This is a genomic window from Candidatus Enterococcus wittei (assembly GCF_002140175.1).
GTDB classification, from domain to species: Bacteria; Bacillota; Bacilli; order Lactobacillales; family Enterococcaceae; genus Enterococcus_B; species Enterococcus_B wittei.
The window spans coordinates 571268-587161 of record NZ_NGMO01000001.1 but is presented as its reverse complement, the minus strand read 5'-3'; the positions used below and the strand labels follow the sequence as shown (position 1 = coordinate 587161).

13 protein-coding genes and 1 pseudogene are annotated in these 15894 nt (G+C 35.7%); 10 read left to right on the top strand and 4 right to left on the bottom strand.

Annotated features, from left to right (window positions below):
* Positions 1-490, bottom strand: a pseudogene (locus A5844_RS02160) (transposase family protein); the annotation flags it as partial.
* A gap of 527 nt (positions 491-1017) precedes the next feature.
* Between A5844_RS02160 and A5844_RS02155 the strand changes: the two are divergent.
* Positions 1018-1860 carry a hypothetical protein gene (locus tag A5844_RS02155; RefSeq protein ID WP_086283515.1) on the top strand — a complete coding sequence of 281 codons (843 nt, stop codon included), beginning with the start codon at positions 1018-1020 and terminating at the stop codon, positions 1858-1860.
* A gap of 510 nt (positions 1861-2370) precedes the next feature.
* Here the strand turns inward: A5844_RS02155 and A5844_RS02150 are convergent.
* Positions 2371-3417, bottom strand: coding sequence for a LacI family DNA-binding transcriptional regulator (locus A5844_RS02150; protein WP_086283513.1), 1047 nt, complete (start codon positions 3415-3417; stop codon positions 2371-2373).
* Between the two features lie 182 nt (positions 3418-3599).
* Here A5844_RS02150 and A5844_RS02145 point away from each other — a divergent pair, with 182 nt between their 5' ends.
* The 7 genes from A5844_RS02145 (at position 3600) to A5844_RS02115 (ending at position 10764) form a co-directional block, all read left to right on the top strand.
* Positions 3600-3992, top strand: coding sequence for a hypothetical protein (locus tag A5844_RS02145; protein WP_086283511.1), 393 nt, complete (start codon positions 3600-3602; stop codon positions 3990-3992).
* Positions 3973-5769 carry a DUF2264 domain-containing protein gene (locus A5844_RS02140; RefSeq protein WP_086283509.1) on the top strand — a complete coding sequence of 599 codons (1797 nt, stop codon included), beginning with the start codon at positions 3973-3975 and terminating at the stop codon, positions 5767-5769. Before A5844_RS02145 ends, A5844_RS02140 begins: the two co-directional genes overlap by 20 nt.
* Before the next feature lie 2 nt (positions 5770-5771).
* Positions 5772-6905, top strand: a complete 1134-nt coding sequence (locus A5844_RS02135; RefSeq protein WP_086283507.1) for a glycoside hydrolase family 88 protein — start codon at positions 5772-5774, stop codon at positions 6903-6905.
* A gap of 37 nt (positions 6906-6942) precedes the next feature.
* Positions 6943-8208, top strand: coding sequence for an ABC transporter substrate-binding protein (locus A5844_RS02130; RefSeq protein WP_086283505.1), 1266 nt, complete (start codon positions 6943-6945; stop codon positions 8206-8208).
* Between the two features lie 105 nt (positions 8209-8313).
* Positions 8314-9210, top strand: a complete 897-nt coding sequence (locus A5844_RS02125) for a carbohydrate ABC transporter permease (protein ID WP_086283503.1) — start codon at positions 8314-8316, stop codon at positions 9208-9210.
* Positions 9211-9330: 120 nt separating this feature from the next.
* A complete protein-coding gene (locus A5844_RS02120; protein ID WP_373419205.1) occupies positions 9331-10071 on the top strand; it encodes a carbohydrate ABC transporter permease in 741 nt (246 codons plus the stop codon).
* 6 nt (positions 10072-10077) lie between these two features.
* A complete protein-coding gene (locus A5844_RS02115) occupies positions 10078-10764 on the top strand; it encodes a DUF624 domain-containing protein (RefSeq protein ID WP_086283499.1) in 687 nt (228 codons plus the stop codon).
* Positions 10765-11250: 486 nt separating this feature from the next.
* Here A5844_RS02115 and A5844_RS02110 read toward each other — a convergent pair whose 3' ends face one another.
* Together A5844_RS02110 and celB are read right to left on the bottom strand one after the other, a co-directional pair.
* Positions 11251-11970, bottom strand: a complete 720-nt coding sequence (locus A5844_RS02110; RefSeq protein ID WP_136382888.1) for a GntR family transcriptional regulator — start codon at positions 11968-11970, stop codon at positions 11251-11253.
* A gap of 398 nt (positions 11971-12368) precedes the next feature.
* Positions 12369-13640, bottom strand: coding sequence for a PTS cellobiose transporter subunit IIC (celB, locus tag A5844_RS02105; protein WP_086283494.1), 1272 nt, complete (start codon positions 13638-13640; stop codon positions 12369-12371).
* Between the two features lie 152 nt (positions 13641-13792).
* Between celB and gmuD the strand changes: the two genes are divergently transcribed.
* Positions 13793-15190 (top strand): 6-phospho-beta-glucosidase GmuD, encoded by a 1398-nt coding sequence (gene gmuD / locus A5844_RS02100; protein WP_086283492.1) that lies wholly within the window; start codon positions 13793-13795, stop codon positions 15188-15190.
* A 219-nt stretch (positions 15191-15409) separates the two neighbouring features.
* Positions 15410-15850: a universal stress protein gene (locus tag A5844_RS02095; protein ID WP_086283490.1), complete on the top strand. Its 441-nt coding sequence runs from the start codon at positions 15410-15412 to the stop codon at positions 15848-15850.
* Positions 15851-15894: the final 44 nt, after the last annotated feature.

Below are 15894 nucleotides of genomic sequence, written 5' to 3'. Positions count from 1 at the left end.
GTTTTTGGTAAGCTTTGTTTCAAGGGATTCAATGGACGATAAAATTTTTTCATGATTCGATAAACGGAAGAGACAGAAATATTTTTTTGGTAGGCAATTTCGGTCATTGAAGTGTTCTTCTTTAAACGAGTGACGACAGACCAACGGACCTTTTGACTAATAAAACAGTGCTTTTCAGCAACCGAAGTATCGGCAACAAAGGTTTTATGACAAGACTTACATTTAAAGCGTTGTTTCTTCAATTCTAAATAAGTTCGGTATTCAGAAACATCATTGAGTAACAACCGAACGGTTGTCGTCCCCCAACGGATAAGCTGAGAGGGGACGACACAGTGGCAATGAACACATTTTTCAGGTGAATAGCGAAGCCTCCCACGATAGATCATGCAAATTTGGCCTTTGTACTTTTCTTTCGTTAAGCAATTTTCCTCAAAATGGATATTAGGTCTAGAATATTTAGAGTATATTTGATAAGCTGAGTATGAGACATCTTGAGTCCTCCTTATGAATGGTTATGCCAAATCAATTCTAAAGGATTTCAAGGTGTCTTTTCTATCTTTTTTTCTCAATAAAAAAGATGTCAGTGGAATCCACCAACATCAAAAAGTATAGAGCCACTTGCTAGTGATGGAAGTGAAAACTAAGAGTGAATCGATTAAAATGATGTAAATAAATTTAATACATATAATACGAAAAAATGGAATGATGACATTGTATGAAATATAAAAAAGCAGAATTCTGTAGTCTATCATGTACATTTCAAATTCTGTACAGACCTTACTGTAGATAAGCGGATATTCATGAAATGATGGTGTTACTTAAGCTTAGTGAGGAAGGAAAAAGTCTATCAATAAATAGATTGTATTGTAAAGAAAATAGCTAGTCGATTTATTTGATGAGATTGCTTTTAGTATATATTTTCTAGAAATCTATTAGTAAATATTTAGTAAAATAAACCGTTTTCTTTTCGCTGCTTTCACGTTATAATAAATGGAAAGTACTTTAGGAGGATGAATAATGACGGAATTGAAACTGGCAATATATAACAAAGAAGGCAGGCTAAAAAAACATCTTCAAGGAGAAGAAGAAAACGAAAAAGATTTAATGGTTATCGGCAAAGATCTAGTACATTTGGCTATGAGAAAGTTTAGCTACGAAGAGGGAGATCAAGTAGTAATTGAAACAGATCAACCAGGTAGTTATTTAATGGTAAAGCTCGATGAAACATTGGATACTTCGTTGATTTATTTACCTGGAATGAAATGGATCTATGAAATTTCTTACAGTCCTAAGCGCATGAAAGCCAGACCAGAAACTCGTTTTGCTGGAAAACGTCATTATCTAAGTGTACGTGTGGCTTCAAAAGAAGAGGTGGGAACATATCGCAATCTTGCCTTAAATCCACATGATCAAAAAGAAGATACCGGAGCTTATCCACATGCTTTTGCGAATGTTGAGACTCGAAATGATGCTACATTTTTTGCCTGCAATGCCATTGACGGAATCTACGCTAATCATTCCCATGGTTCTTATCCTTTTCAATCTTGGGGAATCAATCAGCAAGCTGATGCTACAATGACGATCGATTTTGGACGAGAAGTTTTATTAGATAAAGTGGTATTTACGTGGCGAGCAGATTTTCCTCATGATAGTTATTGGGAGAAGGTGACCTTGTACTTTGAAGATGGCACGGCATCAACATTTTCTACCAAAAAAACAGCAGCTCCACAGAGTTTTTCATTTGCTCCAATAAAAACGAGACGAGTTGTATTCGGTGATTTGATACAAGGATCAGATCCTTCTCCTTTTCCAGCATTAACACAGATCGAACTCTGGGGAAAGAATAACGAGCCTAGCTGAATATTGGCAGTTGGACAATCATTTTTACGTTTGCCTACTTTACTATAAAAGAGCGAATGCCTATTTTCTCCCTATTCATTCGTTAAGGAAATGAGTAAATAGTAAGTTATTTAGATTAAAATAGATAAATAAGATCCATATCTTAGAGGATCTAATCTCAAAAGAGATCTTACTAGAGAATATTCAATAAAAGATAAGAGAAAAAAGAATGGTTCTTGTTTTCTCACTAATCATTTGAGGCAGGCCTATTTTTGGAAAACAAGAAAAATGTGTTCTCGTAAATTACTTTGTTACTGACAATTGCTTTTTTTCGCAAATTTGAACGAAAAAAAATCCTAAAATAAACCGGAGTATCCGAAAATAAATTTAACTATTTTCGAGATGCTTCGGCTTTTTTGGATAATTGAAACGGTTGGATTTTAGATCAGCTTTGCTAGTTAATTGATTGTCTACAAGTAAAAAGAAAAAAATACTTGTGGGTATTTTCTCTGACAACTCATAAAGTACTATTTAAATGATAGGTTTTGTCGTAGAGCCTCTCACTACTAGTTCAGTGCTTAAAAGGACCCTCTTTGCGATACTAGGCGTTTGGATTCTTTTGTGCAATAGATCAATCCCAGTTTCTCCCATTTCTTCTGTATAGGCCCGAACGGTGGATAAAGGAGGGGTGATATAACGAGAAATCGATAAGTCATTGATTCCCATCACACTGATTTGTTCGGGAACAGAAATGTCATGCGCATTTAATGTATGGATGATTCCAATAGCAAAAGCATCATTGGCAGCTAAAATAGCCGTTGGTAATTTTCCTTGCCATTGATTTAAGGCATACTCAGTTAAAGCTTCACTTGTTTTGACATCTAAAGAACAATTTTCTTTGACTATAAAGTAATCCTCATCAAACAGATTGTAACTTGTCATCATGTCCAAGTAAGTATTAGTTGTTGGCGTTTTGTATCTACGATAGCCGTAAAGGTTTTCTGTTTCTTCCGCACCAATATAGGCAATTCTTTTATGCCCTAAATCGAGCAAATGTTGAAGAGCAATTTCTGTCGCTTGAACAAAATCTGTATTCACACAATCATATTCATGGAAGGGGAAATTTGATCCCACCACACAGAGATTCGTAGCAGAGGCGTTTAAGGCTTCAATTTTTTCTGAAGTGAATTTACCAATTGCTAGGATACCATCTACTTCTTCGATGCCACTTTGTTCTATTTGAGCAAAATTTGTTATATGATAGCCTAACTCAACTGCACGCTTTTCAGCAGCTAAACGAATAGACATATAATAAATGTCTTCTAGTTCTTCATCACTAGAGCGCCAAGTGATCAGACCGATAACTCCAGTTTTTTCGGATGGACGGTCTGAAGGAGTGACCGATTTGGTTCGTTGGACTTTTTCTTTATATTTGGTGTAATTTAATTTTTCTGCTGCTTCGAACACCCTTCGTTTTGTTTCTTCTGTTGCTGAAAGAGTCGTGTCGTAATTCAGAACACGAGAAACTGTAGTGATGGAAACACCTGCTTCCCTTGCGATATCAGTAATTGTCGCCATTTGATACCTCCATATAAAAAGACTTATTAAATTTAGTATAGGGTATTTCAGTAAAAATACAAGTAAAAAACCGAAAAATTTTACCGATAAGTATTGATATTTTTACTGATAAAAGGTAAAATCCAGTAAAAGAAAACGCTTTAAATGAAAGGGGTGAGAAAATCAGGAGCTATTCATGGATCATGTTGATTATTGTCCTAGTATATGGATTATCAGGGTGTCATGGGAAGAGATTAGCAAATCAACTAGATATACAAAACTTTGAACAGCAAGCAAAAAATCGGATCAAAGAAAAAGCATATATCTATACAGAAGAGGAATTTCAGACAGCAAATGTTCCTATACATGCGTGGGTACAGCTATCAGGAGAAATCATTCAATCTGATCAAAGCAAAGAGATAGTGAAAGGAGATCGTTTTATATTAAAGAGTGGCTCGAGTAGGTATCAGATTTTCAATGACCAAGAAGAAATATTGAAAATTGGCGATTCTGTAACAGTGTACGGAGAATATTATGGGTTTATCAAAGGAGTCGTTATTGAAAGGAAGGAAACGAATGAAAGAGTTTATCACTAAAAAGGATTGGCAAGAAAATTTTGAAATGATGATGTGTCCATTAAAACCGTTTTATGTAGAAATACCAGGGAAATTAAAACTAGGTACTCATGGAACAGTCTATTCAGAGTCAACAAGAGAAGTAGAAGCTTTTCTACGACCATTATGGGGATTTGGTCCTTATCTGATTGGTGGGGAAGATGAAGCATTACTAAATGAGTATCTAAAAGGAATTACTGTTGGAACAGATCCTAGAAATGAGGATTATTGGGGGGATGTGACAAATTACGATCAACTGATCGTAGAAATGGCTTCTCTAAGTACATGCTTACTTTTGAACAAAGAAAAAGTTTGGGATCGTTTACCTAAAGAAATTCAAATTAATTTAGCCAACTGGTTGATTAAAGTCAATGATTGTAAGATTCCTAAAAACAATTGGTATTTTTTCCGTATTTTAGTGAATGTTGCCTTGATGAAGTGCGGAAAACCTTATTCACAGGAACAAATTGATTCAGATTTTGAAGTAATAGAAGGTTTTTATTGTGAGAATGGTTGGTATTTTGATGGGGCTGATACTCAGTTTGATTATTATATCTCCTTTGCAATCCATTACTACAGTTTGATTTATTCTCACTTTATGGCAGAGGAAGATCCAGAACGTACAAAAATCATCAAAGAGCGTGCAATTGCTTTTGCACAGACTTTTAAGTATTGGTTTGATACAGATGGGGAAGGATTACCATTTGGCCGAAGTTTAACGTATCGTTTTGCTCAAGTCAGTTTTTTCAGTGCGTTGGTCTTTGCGGACGTTGAAGCATTACCTTGGGGGGAAATCAAGGGGCTGATTAGTCGTCATTTGAAAAATTGGATGTCTAAAGAAATCTTTTCAACAGATGGATTATTAACAGTTGGTTATCATTATGAAAATCTTGTAATGAGTGAAGGGTATAATGGTCCTGGTTCTCCTTATTGGGCTATGAAGAGCTTCTTGTTATTAGCTGTTCCAGATGAACATCCATACTGGCAAGCGGAAGTCACTCCTCTTAAAATCGAGCAGCGAATGTTAGCTGTTCCAGAAAGCAAAAATTTTTATCAGTACAATGAAAAACTGACTCATCTTCAAGCATTCCCAGCTGGACAATTTGTCAATCAGCAAAGTTTTCCCCATGCGAAATATAGTAAATTTGTCTACTCAACAAAATTTGGCTTTAGTGTTCCAAAGTCTGATTATTGGTATTACGAAGGTGCTTATGATAGTACATTGGCATTATCCAAAGAGGACCATTATTTTCGGGCTAAAGGGTTGGATCGTGCGTTTTCGATTTTAGGCGATCGAGTGATCCATGAATGGATGCCTTGGGAAGATGTTTCGATTCGTTCAACGATCATCCCATTAGAAAATTGTCATGTGAGAGTCCATGAAGTCGAAACAAAAGAACCTTTGACAGCCTTTGATGGCGGTTTTTGTGTACCATTTGAGCAAAAAATCCCACAATCAGAAGGGTTACGGATCGAAGTGAAATCAGAGATGGGAACGACCAGTATTGAAGGTATTCATGGTTATCAAGAAGCACAGGCATTGAGACCTGAACCCAATACGAATGTTTTCTTTCAACGGACGATACTTCCTTATGTTCGTACAGATTTAAAAGCTGGTAAACATGTGTTGATTTCTTTAGTATCAGGAATTTTATCGGATGAGACACTGGTTCGTCCAATGATAAAAAAGCAAGAAGAACAAATTGTTATCAAGCAAAACAATAAAACAATTGAGCTTACGACATCATTTTGGAGGTAGGAATGGAACAATTTGAATGGTTAGAAAAAGAGATTGACTTTGTTGTCAGAAAAGTCAAGAAGAATATGCCAATCTTTCAGGAATTAGTACCACCAGCATCAAGTACAAACTTAGTTTATATGCCTGAAGAAAATAAAGATTGGACAGCTGGTTTTTGGATAGGTATGCTATTTTTAGCAAAGGAGTTGACTGAAAGTACTGATTTTGATCAGACAATCGCTAAACAACTGGCTGTTTTTGAACAACGGCTGAAAAATAAAGTAGCTTTAGAGACTCATGATATTGGTTTTCTTTACACTCTATCGGCAATAGCTGATTATCAGATCAATGAGCATGAAGATTCCAAAGAGCTAGCAATTAATGCAGCTGATTTATTGTTAGAGCGATATGATGAAAATACACAAATCATCCAGGCTTGGGGAGACTTAGAGGATGAACATCAAAGAGGAAGGATGATCATTGATTGTTTGATGAATCTCCCACTCCTATATTTTGCGGCAGCTAAAACTGGTGATGCTATTTATAAGGATGTGGCTTATGCTCATGCCAAACAAACACAACGTTTCATTGTTCGTGAAAATAATACAACTTATCATACGTATTATTTTGATCCGAAAACAGGTAAAGCTATCGGTGGTAAAACCCAACAAGGTTTTTCTGATGATTCCTGTTGGGCAAGGGGACAAGCTTGGGGAATATATGGATTTACATTAAGCTACAATCATACTGGAGATTATACGTTTCTTGAGACTGCGAAACATCTTGCTGACTATTTTATCGAGTGCTTGCCCGAGGATAAAGTTTGTTATTGGGATTTGATTTTTAGGCAAGGAAGTGAAGAAGAAAGAGATACCTCTGCAGCAGCAATTGCTGCTTGTGGATTGTTAGAACTTGAAAAACAGCTACCACATAGTGATCCTAAAAAACAAATTTATAAAACAATCGCAATCTCAATAATGAAAACGCTATCCATAAAATGTACAAGTGTGAATATAGCAAAGTCAAATGGGTTATTACTTGAAGGAGTTTATGATAAAAAATCAAACAAAGGAGTAAAAGAATGTATGATCTGGGGGGATTATTATTATTTAGAAGCTTTAACTAGATTAGCAAAACCTTGGTACAGTATTTGGTAAAAGAGACTTTTAGAATCAGTGAAATGGAGGAAAAAAAATGACGTTGTTGAAAAAATGTTTAGTTACATTATTGTTAGTTAGTAGTGGGATCGGATTAAGTGCTTGTGGGAGTAAAGATCAGGCAAAAGATGAAAATGGAAAAACGGTTTTGACAGTTAGTACGTGGAATTATGATACGATACCAGAATTTGAAAAGTTATTTCAGGCATTTGAAAAAGAAAATCCAGATGTGAAAGTCAAGGCGGTAGATATTGCTTCTGAAGATTATGATACAAAATTGACAACGATGCTTTCTAGCGGGGATACTACTGATGTCTTAGCGATGAAAAATCTTATGTCTTATTCTAATTATGCACTGCGAAATCAATTGATGGATCTAACATTACATATCAAAGAAATAGAAATTGAACCAGCTCTAGAAAGCTACTTAATGTATGATATTGATGGACAAACATATGCCCAACCGTACCGAACAGATTTTTGGGTGCTTTATTACAATAAAAAAATGTTTGATGCTGCTGGTTTAGCCTATCCGAGTAATTTAACGTGGAACGAATATGAAGAATTAGCAAAAAAACTCGCAAAGCCTGAAGAACAAGTCTATGGTGCGTATCAACATACATGGCGTTCGACAATCCAAGCTAGCTCTGCGGCTCAAAACAGGAAGAATTTAATTGACCCAGATTATAGTTATTTAGAAGAAGACTATGAACGTGTATTGCGAATGCAAGAGGAAAAAGCTCAATTAGATTTTGGAACAGCTAAGTCTACCAATGTCACCTATCAATCGCAATTTGAAAATTCAAAAGCGGCAATGATGTATATGGGATCTTGGTATATGGGCACATTATTAACCAATATTGATGCAGGAAACACCGATGTGGAATGGGGGATCGCAGAACTTCCTCAAAAAGAAAAAGGCAAAGAGATCCAAACTTTTGGTTCCCCTACAGCATTTGCAATCAATAAAAATTCGAAAAATCAAGAACTTGCTCAAAAATTTCTTGATTTTTGTTCAGGTGAAAAAGGAGCGAAAGTCCTTGCAGAAATAGGAGTAGTTTCTTCCTATCGAACGGAAACCATCAATGACTTGTATTTTAATCGACAAGGCATGCCAAATGATGCAGTATCACAGAAAGCGTTTAAACCAGAACAAATCGCTATAGAATTTCCAGTCGATAAGGATGGGCCTGCAATTGATCAAATCCTGCAAGAAGAGCATGAACTGATTTTAGTTGGAGATGAAACGATCAAAGAAGCGATTGCTAATATGGGAAAACGTGTGAAGCAAGAGAGAGAATAGAAAATGAGGATGGAGGATAAGATTTATTTTAGATTTTTATAGAACAATTTTTTAATGGAAGGGGGATGGGTCGAAAGAACCAAGTGTTTTTTTTGACAATCAATTATGGAAGTATCCAAAAGAACATCTCGTAAGTTACGACGAAAACATACGATGATAGCTTGGTCATTTATTGCACCAAACTTTCTCGGTTTTTTGATTTTTACATTAGTGCCTGTGATCTTTTCTTTTATACTAGCCTTTATGAAATGGGATTCATTTAATACACCCGAGTATGTCGGGTTACAAAACTTTTCAAAAATGCTGTCTGACGATACATTTTGGATTTCATTGAAAAACACATTTTTATATGCAGCAGGTGTTGTTCCGCTAACCTTGATCTGTTCATTAGGGCTAGCAGTTTTATTGAATCAAAAAATCAAAGGGATGAAATTTTTTCGAACGGCTTTTTTCTTTCCTTATGTCACTTCTTTAGTAGCAATCGCTGTTGTTTGGAGTATGCTGTTTCACCCAACGATGGGACCTGTGAATCGATTTTTGAAGTGGTTTATGGAGAATCCTCCTGGGTGGATTTCGAGTTCTGACTGGGCACTATCAGCGATTATTATTGTCAGTGTTTGGCGAGGAATGGGTTATTATATGATTCTTTACTTAGCGGGATTACAAACGATCTCAAAAGAAATGTATGAAGCTGCTGCAATGGATGGGGCTAATAAATGGAAGCAATTTATACATATCACTGTTCCCTCTCTTAGATCAACAACGTTTTTTGTCACTGTCATGTTAGTGATCAACTGCTTTAAAATATTTGACCTTGTCCAAGTAATGACCGATGGTGGTCCGGGCCGAGCAACGAATGTATTGGTATATCATGTATACAATGAAGCATTTGTTAAATTCAACTTTGGTTATGCTTCAGCCATCGCAATGGTCTTATTTGTGATCGTGTTAACCATTACTGTTGTGCAATTCAAATGGAATCAATATCAAGAGAGAGTCTAGAAGGGAGGAAATAAGATGACAACTACTTCAATTAAAGGGAGAAAAACAAGATGGAATAAAGTGATTGTTTTTATCCTGTTGATTATTTTTTCATCCCTTACTTTGATTCCATTCATCTGGATGATTTCAGCTTCTTTTAAAACAAACAATGATGTTTTTTCGGTTCCTATTCAATGGATTCCTAAAGATTGGCATCCAGATAATTATTCAGTGATTTGGACACGTATTCCATTATTGACTTTTTTTAAGAATACTGCGATATTAAGCATCATCATCACTTTGATCCAGTTATTTACTTCGAGTTTTGCAGCGTATGGTTTCTCAAAAATGCATTTTAAAGGCAAAAACTTGCTTTACTTAGCTTATATCGGTACGATTGCTGTTCCTTGGCAGTCCTATATGATCCCACAATTCATCTTGATGAGACAGTTCGGATTAACAGATACATTATTATCTTTAATCTTGTTACAAGCATTTAGCGCATTTGGTGTATTTTTGCTTAAACAATACTATAGTAGTATTCCAGATTCTCTCTGTGAAAGTGCAAGAATCGATGGTTTGACCGAATGGGGGATATATCGGAAAATCATTTTACCATTAACGAAACCAGCGTTAGCTAGTTTGACGATTATTACGTTTGTGAATACTTGGAATGATTATATGGGGCCATTTATTTATTTAACATCTACTGAAAACAAAACGATTCAATTAGGATTGAAAATGTTTGTCGGTTTATATGATACGGAATATGCCTTGATTATGGCAGCAGCTGTTTTATCGGTATTGCCAGTGGCCATCGTATTTCTGACTATGCAAAAATATTTTGTTGAAGGGATTGCATCTTCAGGTGTTAAAGGGTAGGAAAGCATGATAAAAAAACAAAAATTTGAGACGAATATTTATATGAAGTTGTTCCGTTTAGCTTACCTTCTTTTAGCCATAAACTTGTGTCTTTTAATTGTAAATCTACCTTTCTTTTTAGTTGTGATCACTACAGCGATTGATTCAAGAAATAGTTTATTCTTTCTTAGTAGTATGTTCTTTTTTATTCCCTCTTCTTACACAGTTATTACTTGGATCGATCGTTGGCGTCATGAGGATGGAATGGAACCGATGAAAACATTCTTTTATTTGTACAAATTACGATGGAAAGAAAGTTTACAGTTAGGTGGGATTAGCGGAGGAGTGATAATTCTTTCGTTGGCAGATAGTATTTTCATGTTACAATTTCCATTAGGCAAATGGCTAATCCCTTTCTTTTTCTTATTGTTCTTGATTGCCATAAGTATAATGATCAATAATTTTTATTTTCGAGTAAAAAATCCAACAGTTAGCAAGCGAGAAATATATAAAGCTTCTTTTTATTTCACAGTGAAAAAATGGTATGTGGGTTTATTGAACATCTTCTTATTCTGCTTGATCCCAATTGTGATGCTCTTAAAACCACAATTTGGCTTCTTGATTACTCCTATCTTTTTGTATGGGCTGATTTACTTGAATTGCACACAAATATACAGAGGCAAGATTAGTGGAAAGAACGAGGAAAAGGATTAAGAGAAAAAGTAGGTATTTTTTACGGTTCTTTGACTGAATGCTCAGGTCAACCCATAGTTGTCATGATTTTGACAAAGATATTCAAAAGCCAGCTCTTTTGACAATAAGTCAAAATTTAAAAAAATATGAAAAACTTCTATCCTCAAGGTTCATTACTAGGAGTCAACCGGTTTTTTAACACCTTTTTGATAAGCGGTATTCGAAGAGATGATCTTTGGCACTAACTCATAATCACAAAAATATGAGCAGCTGTTTTCTGAGATTCTTTCTTACTGCTCAGATCAGAAGGCAGTTGTTGCAGTCTTTAAATTTCAATATTGCCTCAAAGAGAGATTGGAACAGAAGTGGTTAATTCCGAGAAATGAGAAGGAGTTGCTTCAGATTCCTCCGTTTATACGTATTTAGAGCATGAAACAATAGTAAATCATACTTTTGTTTCACGCTCTTTTTGAACTAGGTGTTTATATGAAGAGCTTAATTCCTTCGTTAATTTGAACGAACATCTAATAATGAATAATTACGAACATCAAATCGGTTACGGCTGGAAGAGTACTCGATCGGTTGACCGTCTTTTAAATAGACGACTTGTTGGACTTCGAGGACAGGGTCGGTCTCAGCACAGTTTAAATATTTTTGGTCAAATAAAGAACTTTTGTCGGCCGAAATCGCACGATAAGCACCGGCAAAATGAACGTTCAGTTCTTTGTGTAGATAGTCATAAATAGATGAAAGAAGATGTTCTTTTTTTAAGCCTGGAACAAGATTGACCGGCATGAAAGTATGTTCCAAAATATAAGGTTCATTATCTAAAATTCTTAAACGATGAATGTTATAAACTGGCTGTTCTGCATCGATCATCAATCGTTCTTGAATGAATTCATTTGGAAATTCGACGTCGAATTGGATGATCTGACTTGTCAGAGAACGTTGTCGGCGTTTCATTTGTAGACTTAGTCCTTCGTATTCATTAGCTGGGGATGTATCTTTATTTAAAAATGGATGACTGAGAATTTTAGTACCAGACCCTCTTTGCGAATATACAAGTCCTTCCATTGCTAAGATATTGATTGCTTTTTTGATGGTCATTCGACTTGCATGGAATTCCTCCACTAGATCGACCTGATTAGGTAAAAAACTGTTAGGAGGATATTCTTTCGAACGGATCCGGTCTCTTAAGATATTTGCGATTTCTTCATATTTTGGCACGTTATTCACCTCCCATTGAGTATAACGAATGTTGAACTCTCCGACAACCAATAAAGTCATAAATCTTACATCAGTAAATAAGAAAGAAGTGTTTTTTTATAAAAAATGATAGGTTATACGACTACACTAAACTTGATCAATACCTATTTAAGAAAAATCAGAATCACACCGAATACATAAAGTTCTGTGTTTTTAGATAACTAGTAATTTCAGGTTAGACGATTTTACAAAGTTCTTATATTTTAAATGACAAGCGATAAACAATTCTAAAAAAAATAAGCCAAAGAATCGCGAAAATAGGAAAAGCTATTTTCGAAACACTCCGACTTATTTCTCAAAAGTTGAACACATAAGTCACAACTTTAAGTGATAGTTGTCAAAATCATTCTTATATTGGATCAGACCACATCTAAATCTGGTTGTTTGTCTAAGATCATCAAGAATGGGTACCAAATCAATGCGACGATGAAAAAGTCAAATACTTGTAATAGTCCGCCAAGCCATGAGTTGGTTGCTAAAACACCGCTTGCTATGATCGGAACGGTCCAAGGCACAGAAACCCCAGTTGGTGGAGGAACGATTCCAGCAGCCATCACTAAGTAATTAAATGTAGTAACGATCAGCGGAGCAACTACCCAAGGAATGAGGATCGTAGCATTTAAAACGATTGGAAGACCGAAAATGGCGGGTTCATTTACATTGAAGATTCCTGGTGCAAGTGCTAAACGACCGACATCACGATATTGTTTTTTCTTCAAAACAAAAGCCATTAAAAGAACTACAGCTAAGGTCATTCCTGAACCACCGATACCAACAGTAAATGTTTCCATAAATGGTTTTGTGATGATATGTGGTAATTCTTTTCCATGTTGGTAGGCTTCTAGATTATCTAGCATCAATGTATTCCAAATTGGGTCCATCACAGAGTTCACAATGATTTGTCCATGTAAACCAAAGAACCATAAAAATTGAACAAAGAACAAGGCAATCAAGGTTGCTGGTAAACTGCTTCCTAAACCTGTCAATGGTTTTTGGATCACTTCATATACGACATCATGTAGATTTGCATGGAATACACCAGTCATGATTGCATTGATGATCAAGAAAATAGTTAAAGTAACAACAGCTGGGATCAATGCTGCAAAAGATTTTGTGACTGCTGGTGGAACACCATCAGGCATTTTGATCTGCCAACCACGTTTCGTGATCCGACAATAGATTTCAGCAGCTAGAAAAGCAGCGATCATACCAATGAACATCCCTTTAGCTCCAAGGCGATCTAGACTAAGAACTCCAGTTACTTCTTCACCGCCTGCAGTGGTCATTGCAAAAGGCGTAAGAATCAAGAAACTGGCAAAAGAAACTGCTCCGCCAAAAATTCCTTCAACATCATAGGATTTAGATAAATAATAGCCGATACCGAAAGTAACAAAGACAGACATGATACTCATTGTTGCATTTTGACCATTTCCAAATAATGTGGAGAGCGTTCCTTTAGTGGCATCACTGAAGAAAGGCAGATTATTGATAACGACCACGATAGATCCAAACATTGTCAGAGGAAATGATAGCATAAATGCATCCCGTAACACTGTTAAGTAACGATTTTGCCCTAGAAGATTTGCTAAAGGCATGATTTTCTGAGCAAGTTTATCCATAAAACCGTTCATTATTTTCACCTCTATTTTAATTTGCAATCGATTACAAAAATGAGTATACTCGCATTTCAATTAAATGTCTAGTCATTTAATTGAAAAGTATTGATTTATTTTTTTGTATTAGTTATGATTACGTTATCAAATAATGAAGCGAGGAACATGATATGACAAAATATGTATTTCCAGAAAATTTTTGGTGGGGCTCTGCGGCAAGTGGTCCACAAACAGAAGGTCGAGTTGCAGGAGATGATAAAGGAGAAAATATCTGGGATTATTGGTATGACTTAGAACCAGAAAAGTTTTTTAATGAAGTAGGACCAGCTAAAACTTCACAAGTTTATACGAAATATAAAGAAGACGTTGCTTTGATGAAAGCAACCGGCCATAATACGTTTCGGACATCCATCCAATGGAGTCGCTTGATACCAAATGGTACAGGAGAAGTCAATGAAAAGGCTGTAGCATTTTACCGGTCTTATTTTGAAGAGTTACTAAACAATGGTATTGAACCATTTGTGAATCTATTCCATTTTGATATGCCTATGCCTCTACAGGAAAAGGGTGGTTGGTTAGCAAGAGAAACAGTAGATGCCTATGCAGAATATGCAAAAACATGTTTTGAATTGTTTGGAGATTTAGTAAAAAAATGGTTTACGCATAATGAACCAATCGTACCTGTAGAAGGTGGTTATTTGTACCAATTCCATTATCCAAATCATATTAGCTTTAAAGAAGCGGTTCAAGTTGGGTTCCATGAAAATCTGGCAAGTGCAAAAGCCATTCAAATTTACCATGAAACAGGACAAGATGGTGAGATCGGTATCATTCTGAACTTGACCCCAAGCTATCCTAGAGATGAAAATAATCCAGAAGATGTGAAGGCAGCGGCGATTGCAGATGCTTTCTTCAATCGTTCTTTTCTTGACCCAGCAGTCAAAGGAGAATTTCCACAAGAATTGATCGAAATAGTGAAAGACTTAGAGATCATGCCTGAAATAGTAGAAGGAGATTTGGATATCATCCGCAAAAATAAAGTAGATCTTTTAGGAATCAACTACTATCAACCACGTCGAATCAAAGCAAAAGAAACACCGATTGAAGAAAAAGCTGCACCACTTCCTGATGATTATTTTGATAATTATGATATGCCTAATAAAAAAATGAACCCGTATCGTGGTTGGGAGATCTATGAAAAAGGTATTTATGATATTTTGACAAATACAAGAGAAAATTATGGAAATATCAAATGCTATATTTCTGAAAATGGAATGGGCGTCGAAGGAGAAGAACGATATGTCAATGAACAAGGCATGATTGAAGATGATTATCGAATCGAATTTGTAACCGATCATTTAAAATATGTGCATCAAGCCATTCAAGAAGGAACAAATTGTGTTGGTTATCATATGTGGACATGCATGGATAACTGGTCATGGACAAATGCTTATAAAAATCGTTATGGATTTATCGCAGTGGACTTAGATCAAGATGGCAAACGAACGATCAAAAAATCAGGTCACTGGTTCAAAGATGTTGCGGCTCAAAATGGCTTTGAAGCATAACAGTCTAACTAATAAGTCATTTGCGAGAAGAGTGAGTAAGAAGAACAAAGGTTCACAGAAGAAAATTTTCTAATAGTAGTAAAAAAAATTAGATGATACTTCATTGTAAAAAACGAGTTGGAGATACAAATCTTCACTCGTTTTTTGTCTTGATTTCCCATCTTGATTGTCCATAATTCACATTCGTGCTACACTAAAATAAAGAAGGAGGCGGTAACAATGGTAGACACGTATAAAAATATTCTAGTAGCGATTGACGGTTCAGAAAAATCAGAAAAGGCTTTTTTAGAAGCAGTCGGTACAGCGAAACGAAATCATGCGACTTTGCATATTTTGTATGTCAATGAGGTTTCAGGGAATTATTTTGGTGACTTTGCTTTTGTAACGACAACTTTACAAGAAGAGTTAGATGAGGTAGCCGATAATCAGATGAAAGAACATCGAAATTTAGCGATTGAAAAAGGACTAACAGATATCGAAACGTATATCTTGTATGGCTATCCTAAAACCTTGATTGCTAATTTCAACGAATCCAAAGAACCAATCGACCTAATCGTCATGGGATCCACAGGCCTGAATGCAGTTGAACGAGCTTTAGTTGGCTCAACGACTTCTTATGTTGTCAATCATGCCCGCTGTAATGTGTTAGTGGTGAAATGAATTAAGTGCTTAAATTTTTATCGAATGTGGAAATCGTTTGTGAA

Excerpts from the sequence above, each read along its gene's own strand:
- A5844_RS02155 (WP_086283515.1), top strand. The coding sequence starts at position 1,018 with ATGACGGAATTGAAACTGGCAATATATAACAAAGAAGGCAGGCTAAAA.
- A5844_RS02150 (WP_086283513.1), bottom strand. The coding sequence starts at position 3,417 with ATGGCGACAATTACTGATATCGCAAGGGAAGCAGGTGTTTCCATCACT.
- A5844_RS02145 (WP_086283511.1), top strand. The coding sequence starts at position 3,600 with ATGTTGATTATTGTCCTAGTATATGGATTATCAGGGTGTCATGGGAAG.
- A5844_RS02140 (WP_086283509.1), top strand. The coding sequence starts at position 3,973 with ATGAAAGAGTTTATCACTAAAAAGGATTGGCAAGAAAATTTTGAAATG.
- A5844_RS02135 (WP_086283507.1), top strand. The coding sequence starts at position 5,772 with ATGGAACAATTTGAATGGTTAGAAAAAGAGATTGACTTTGTTGTCAGA.
- A5844_RS02130 (WP_086283505.1), top strand. The coding sequence starts at position 6,943 with ATGACGTTGTTGAAAAAATGTTTAGTTACATTATTGTTAGTTAGTAGT.
- A5844_RS02125 (WP_086283503.1), top strand. The coding sequence starts at position 8,314 with ATGGAAGTATCCAAAAGAACATCTCGTAAGTTACGACGAAAACATACG.
- A5844_RS02120 (WP_373419205.1), top strand. The coding sequence starts at position 9,331 with ATGATTTCAGCTTCTTTTAAAACAAACAATGATGTTTTTTCGGTTCCT.
- A5844_RS02115 (WP_086283499.1), top strand. The coding sequence starts at position 10,078 with ATGATAAAAAAACAAAAATTTGAGACGAATATTTATATGAAGTTGTTC.
- celB (WP_086283494.1), bottom strand. The coding sequence starts at position 13,640 with ATGAACGGTTTTATGGATAAACTTGCTCAGAAAATCATGCCTTTAGCA.
- gmuD (WP_086283492.1), top strand. The coding sequence starts at position 13,793 with ATGACAAAATATGTATTTCCAGAAAATTTTTGGTGGGGCTCTGCGGCA.
- A5844_RS02095 (WP_086283490.1), top strand. The coding sequence starts at position 15,410 with ATGGTAGACACGTATAAAAATATTCTAGTAGCGATTGACGGTTCAGAA.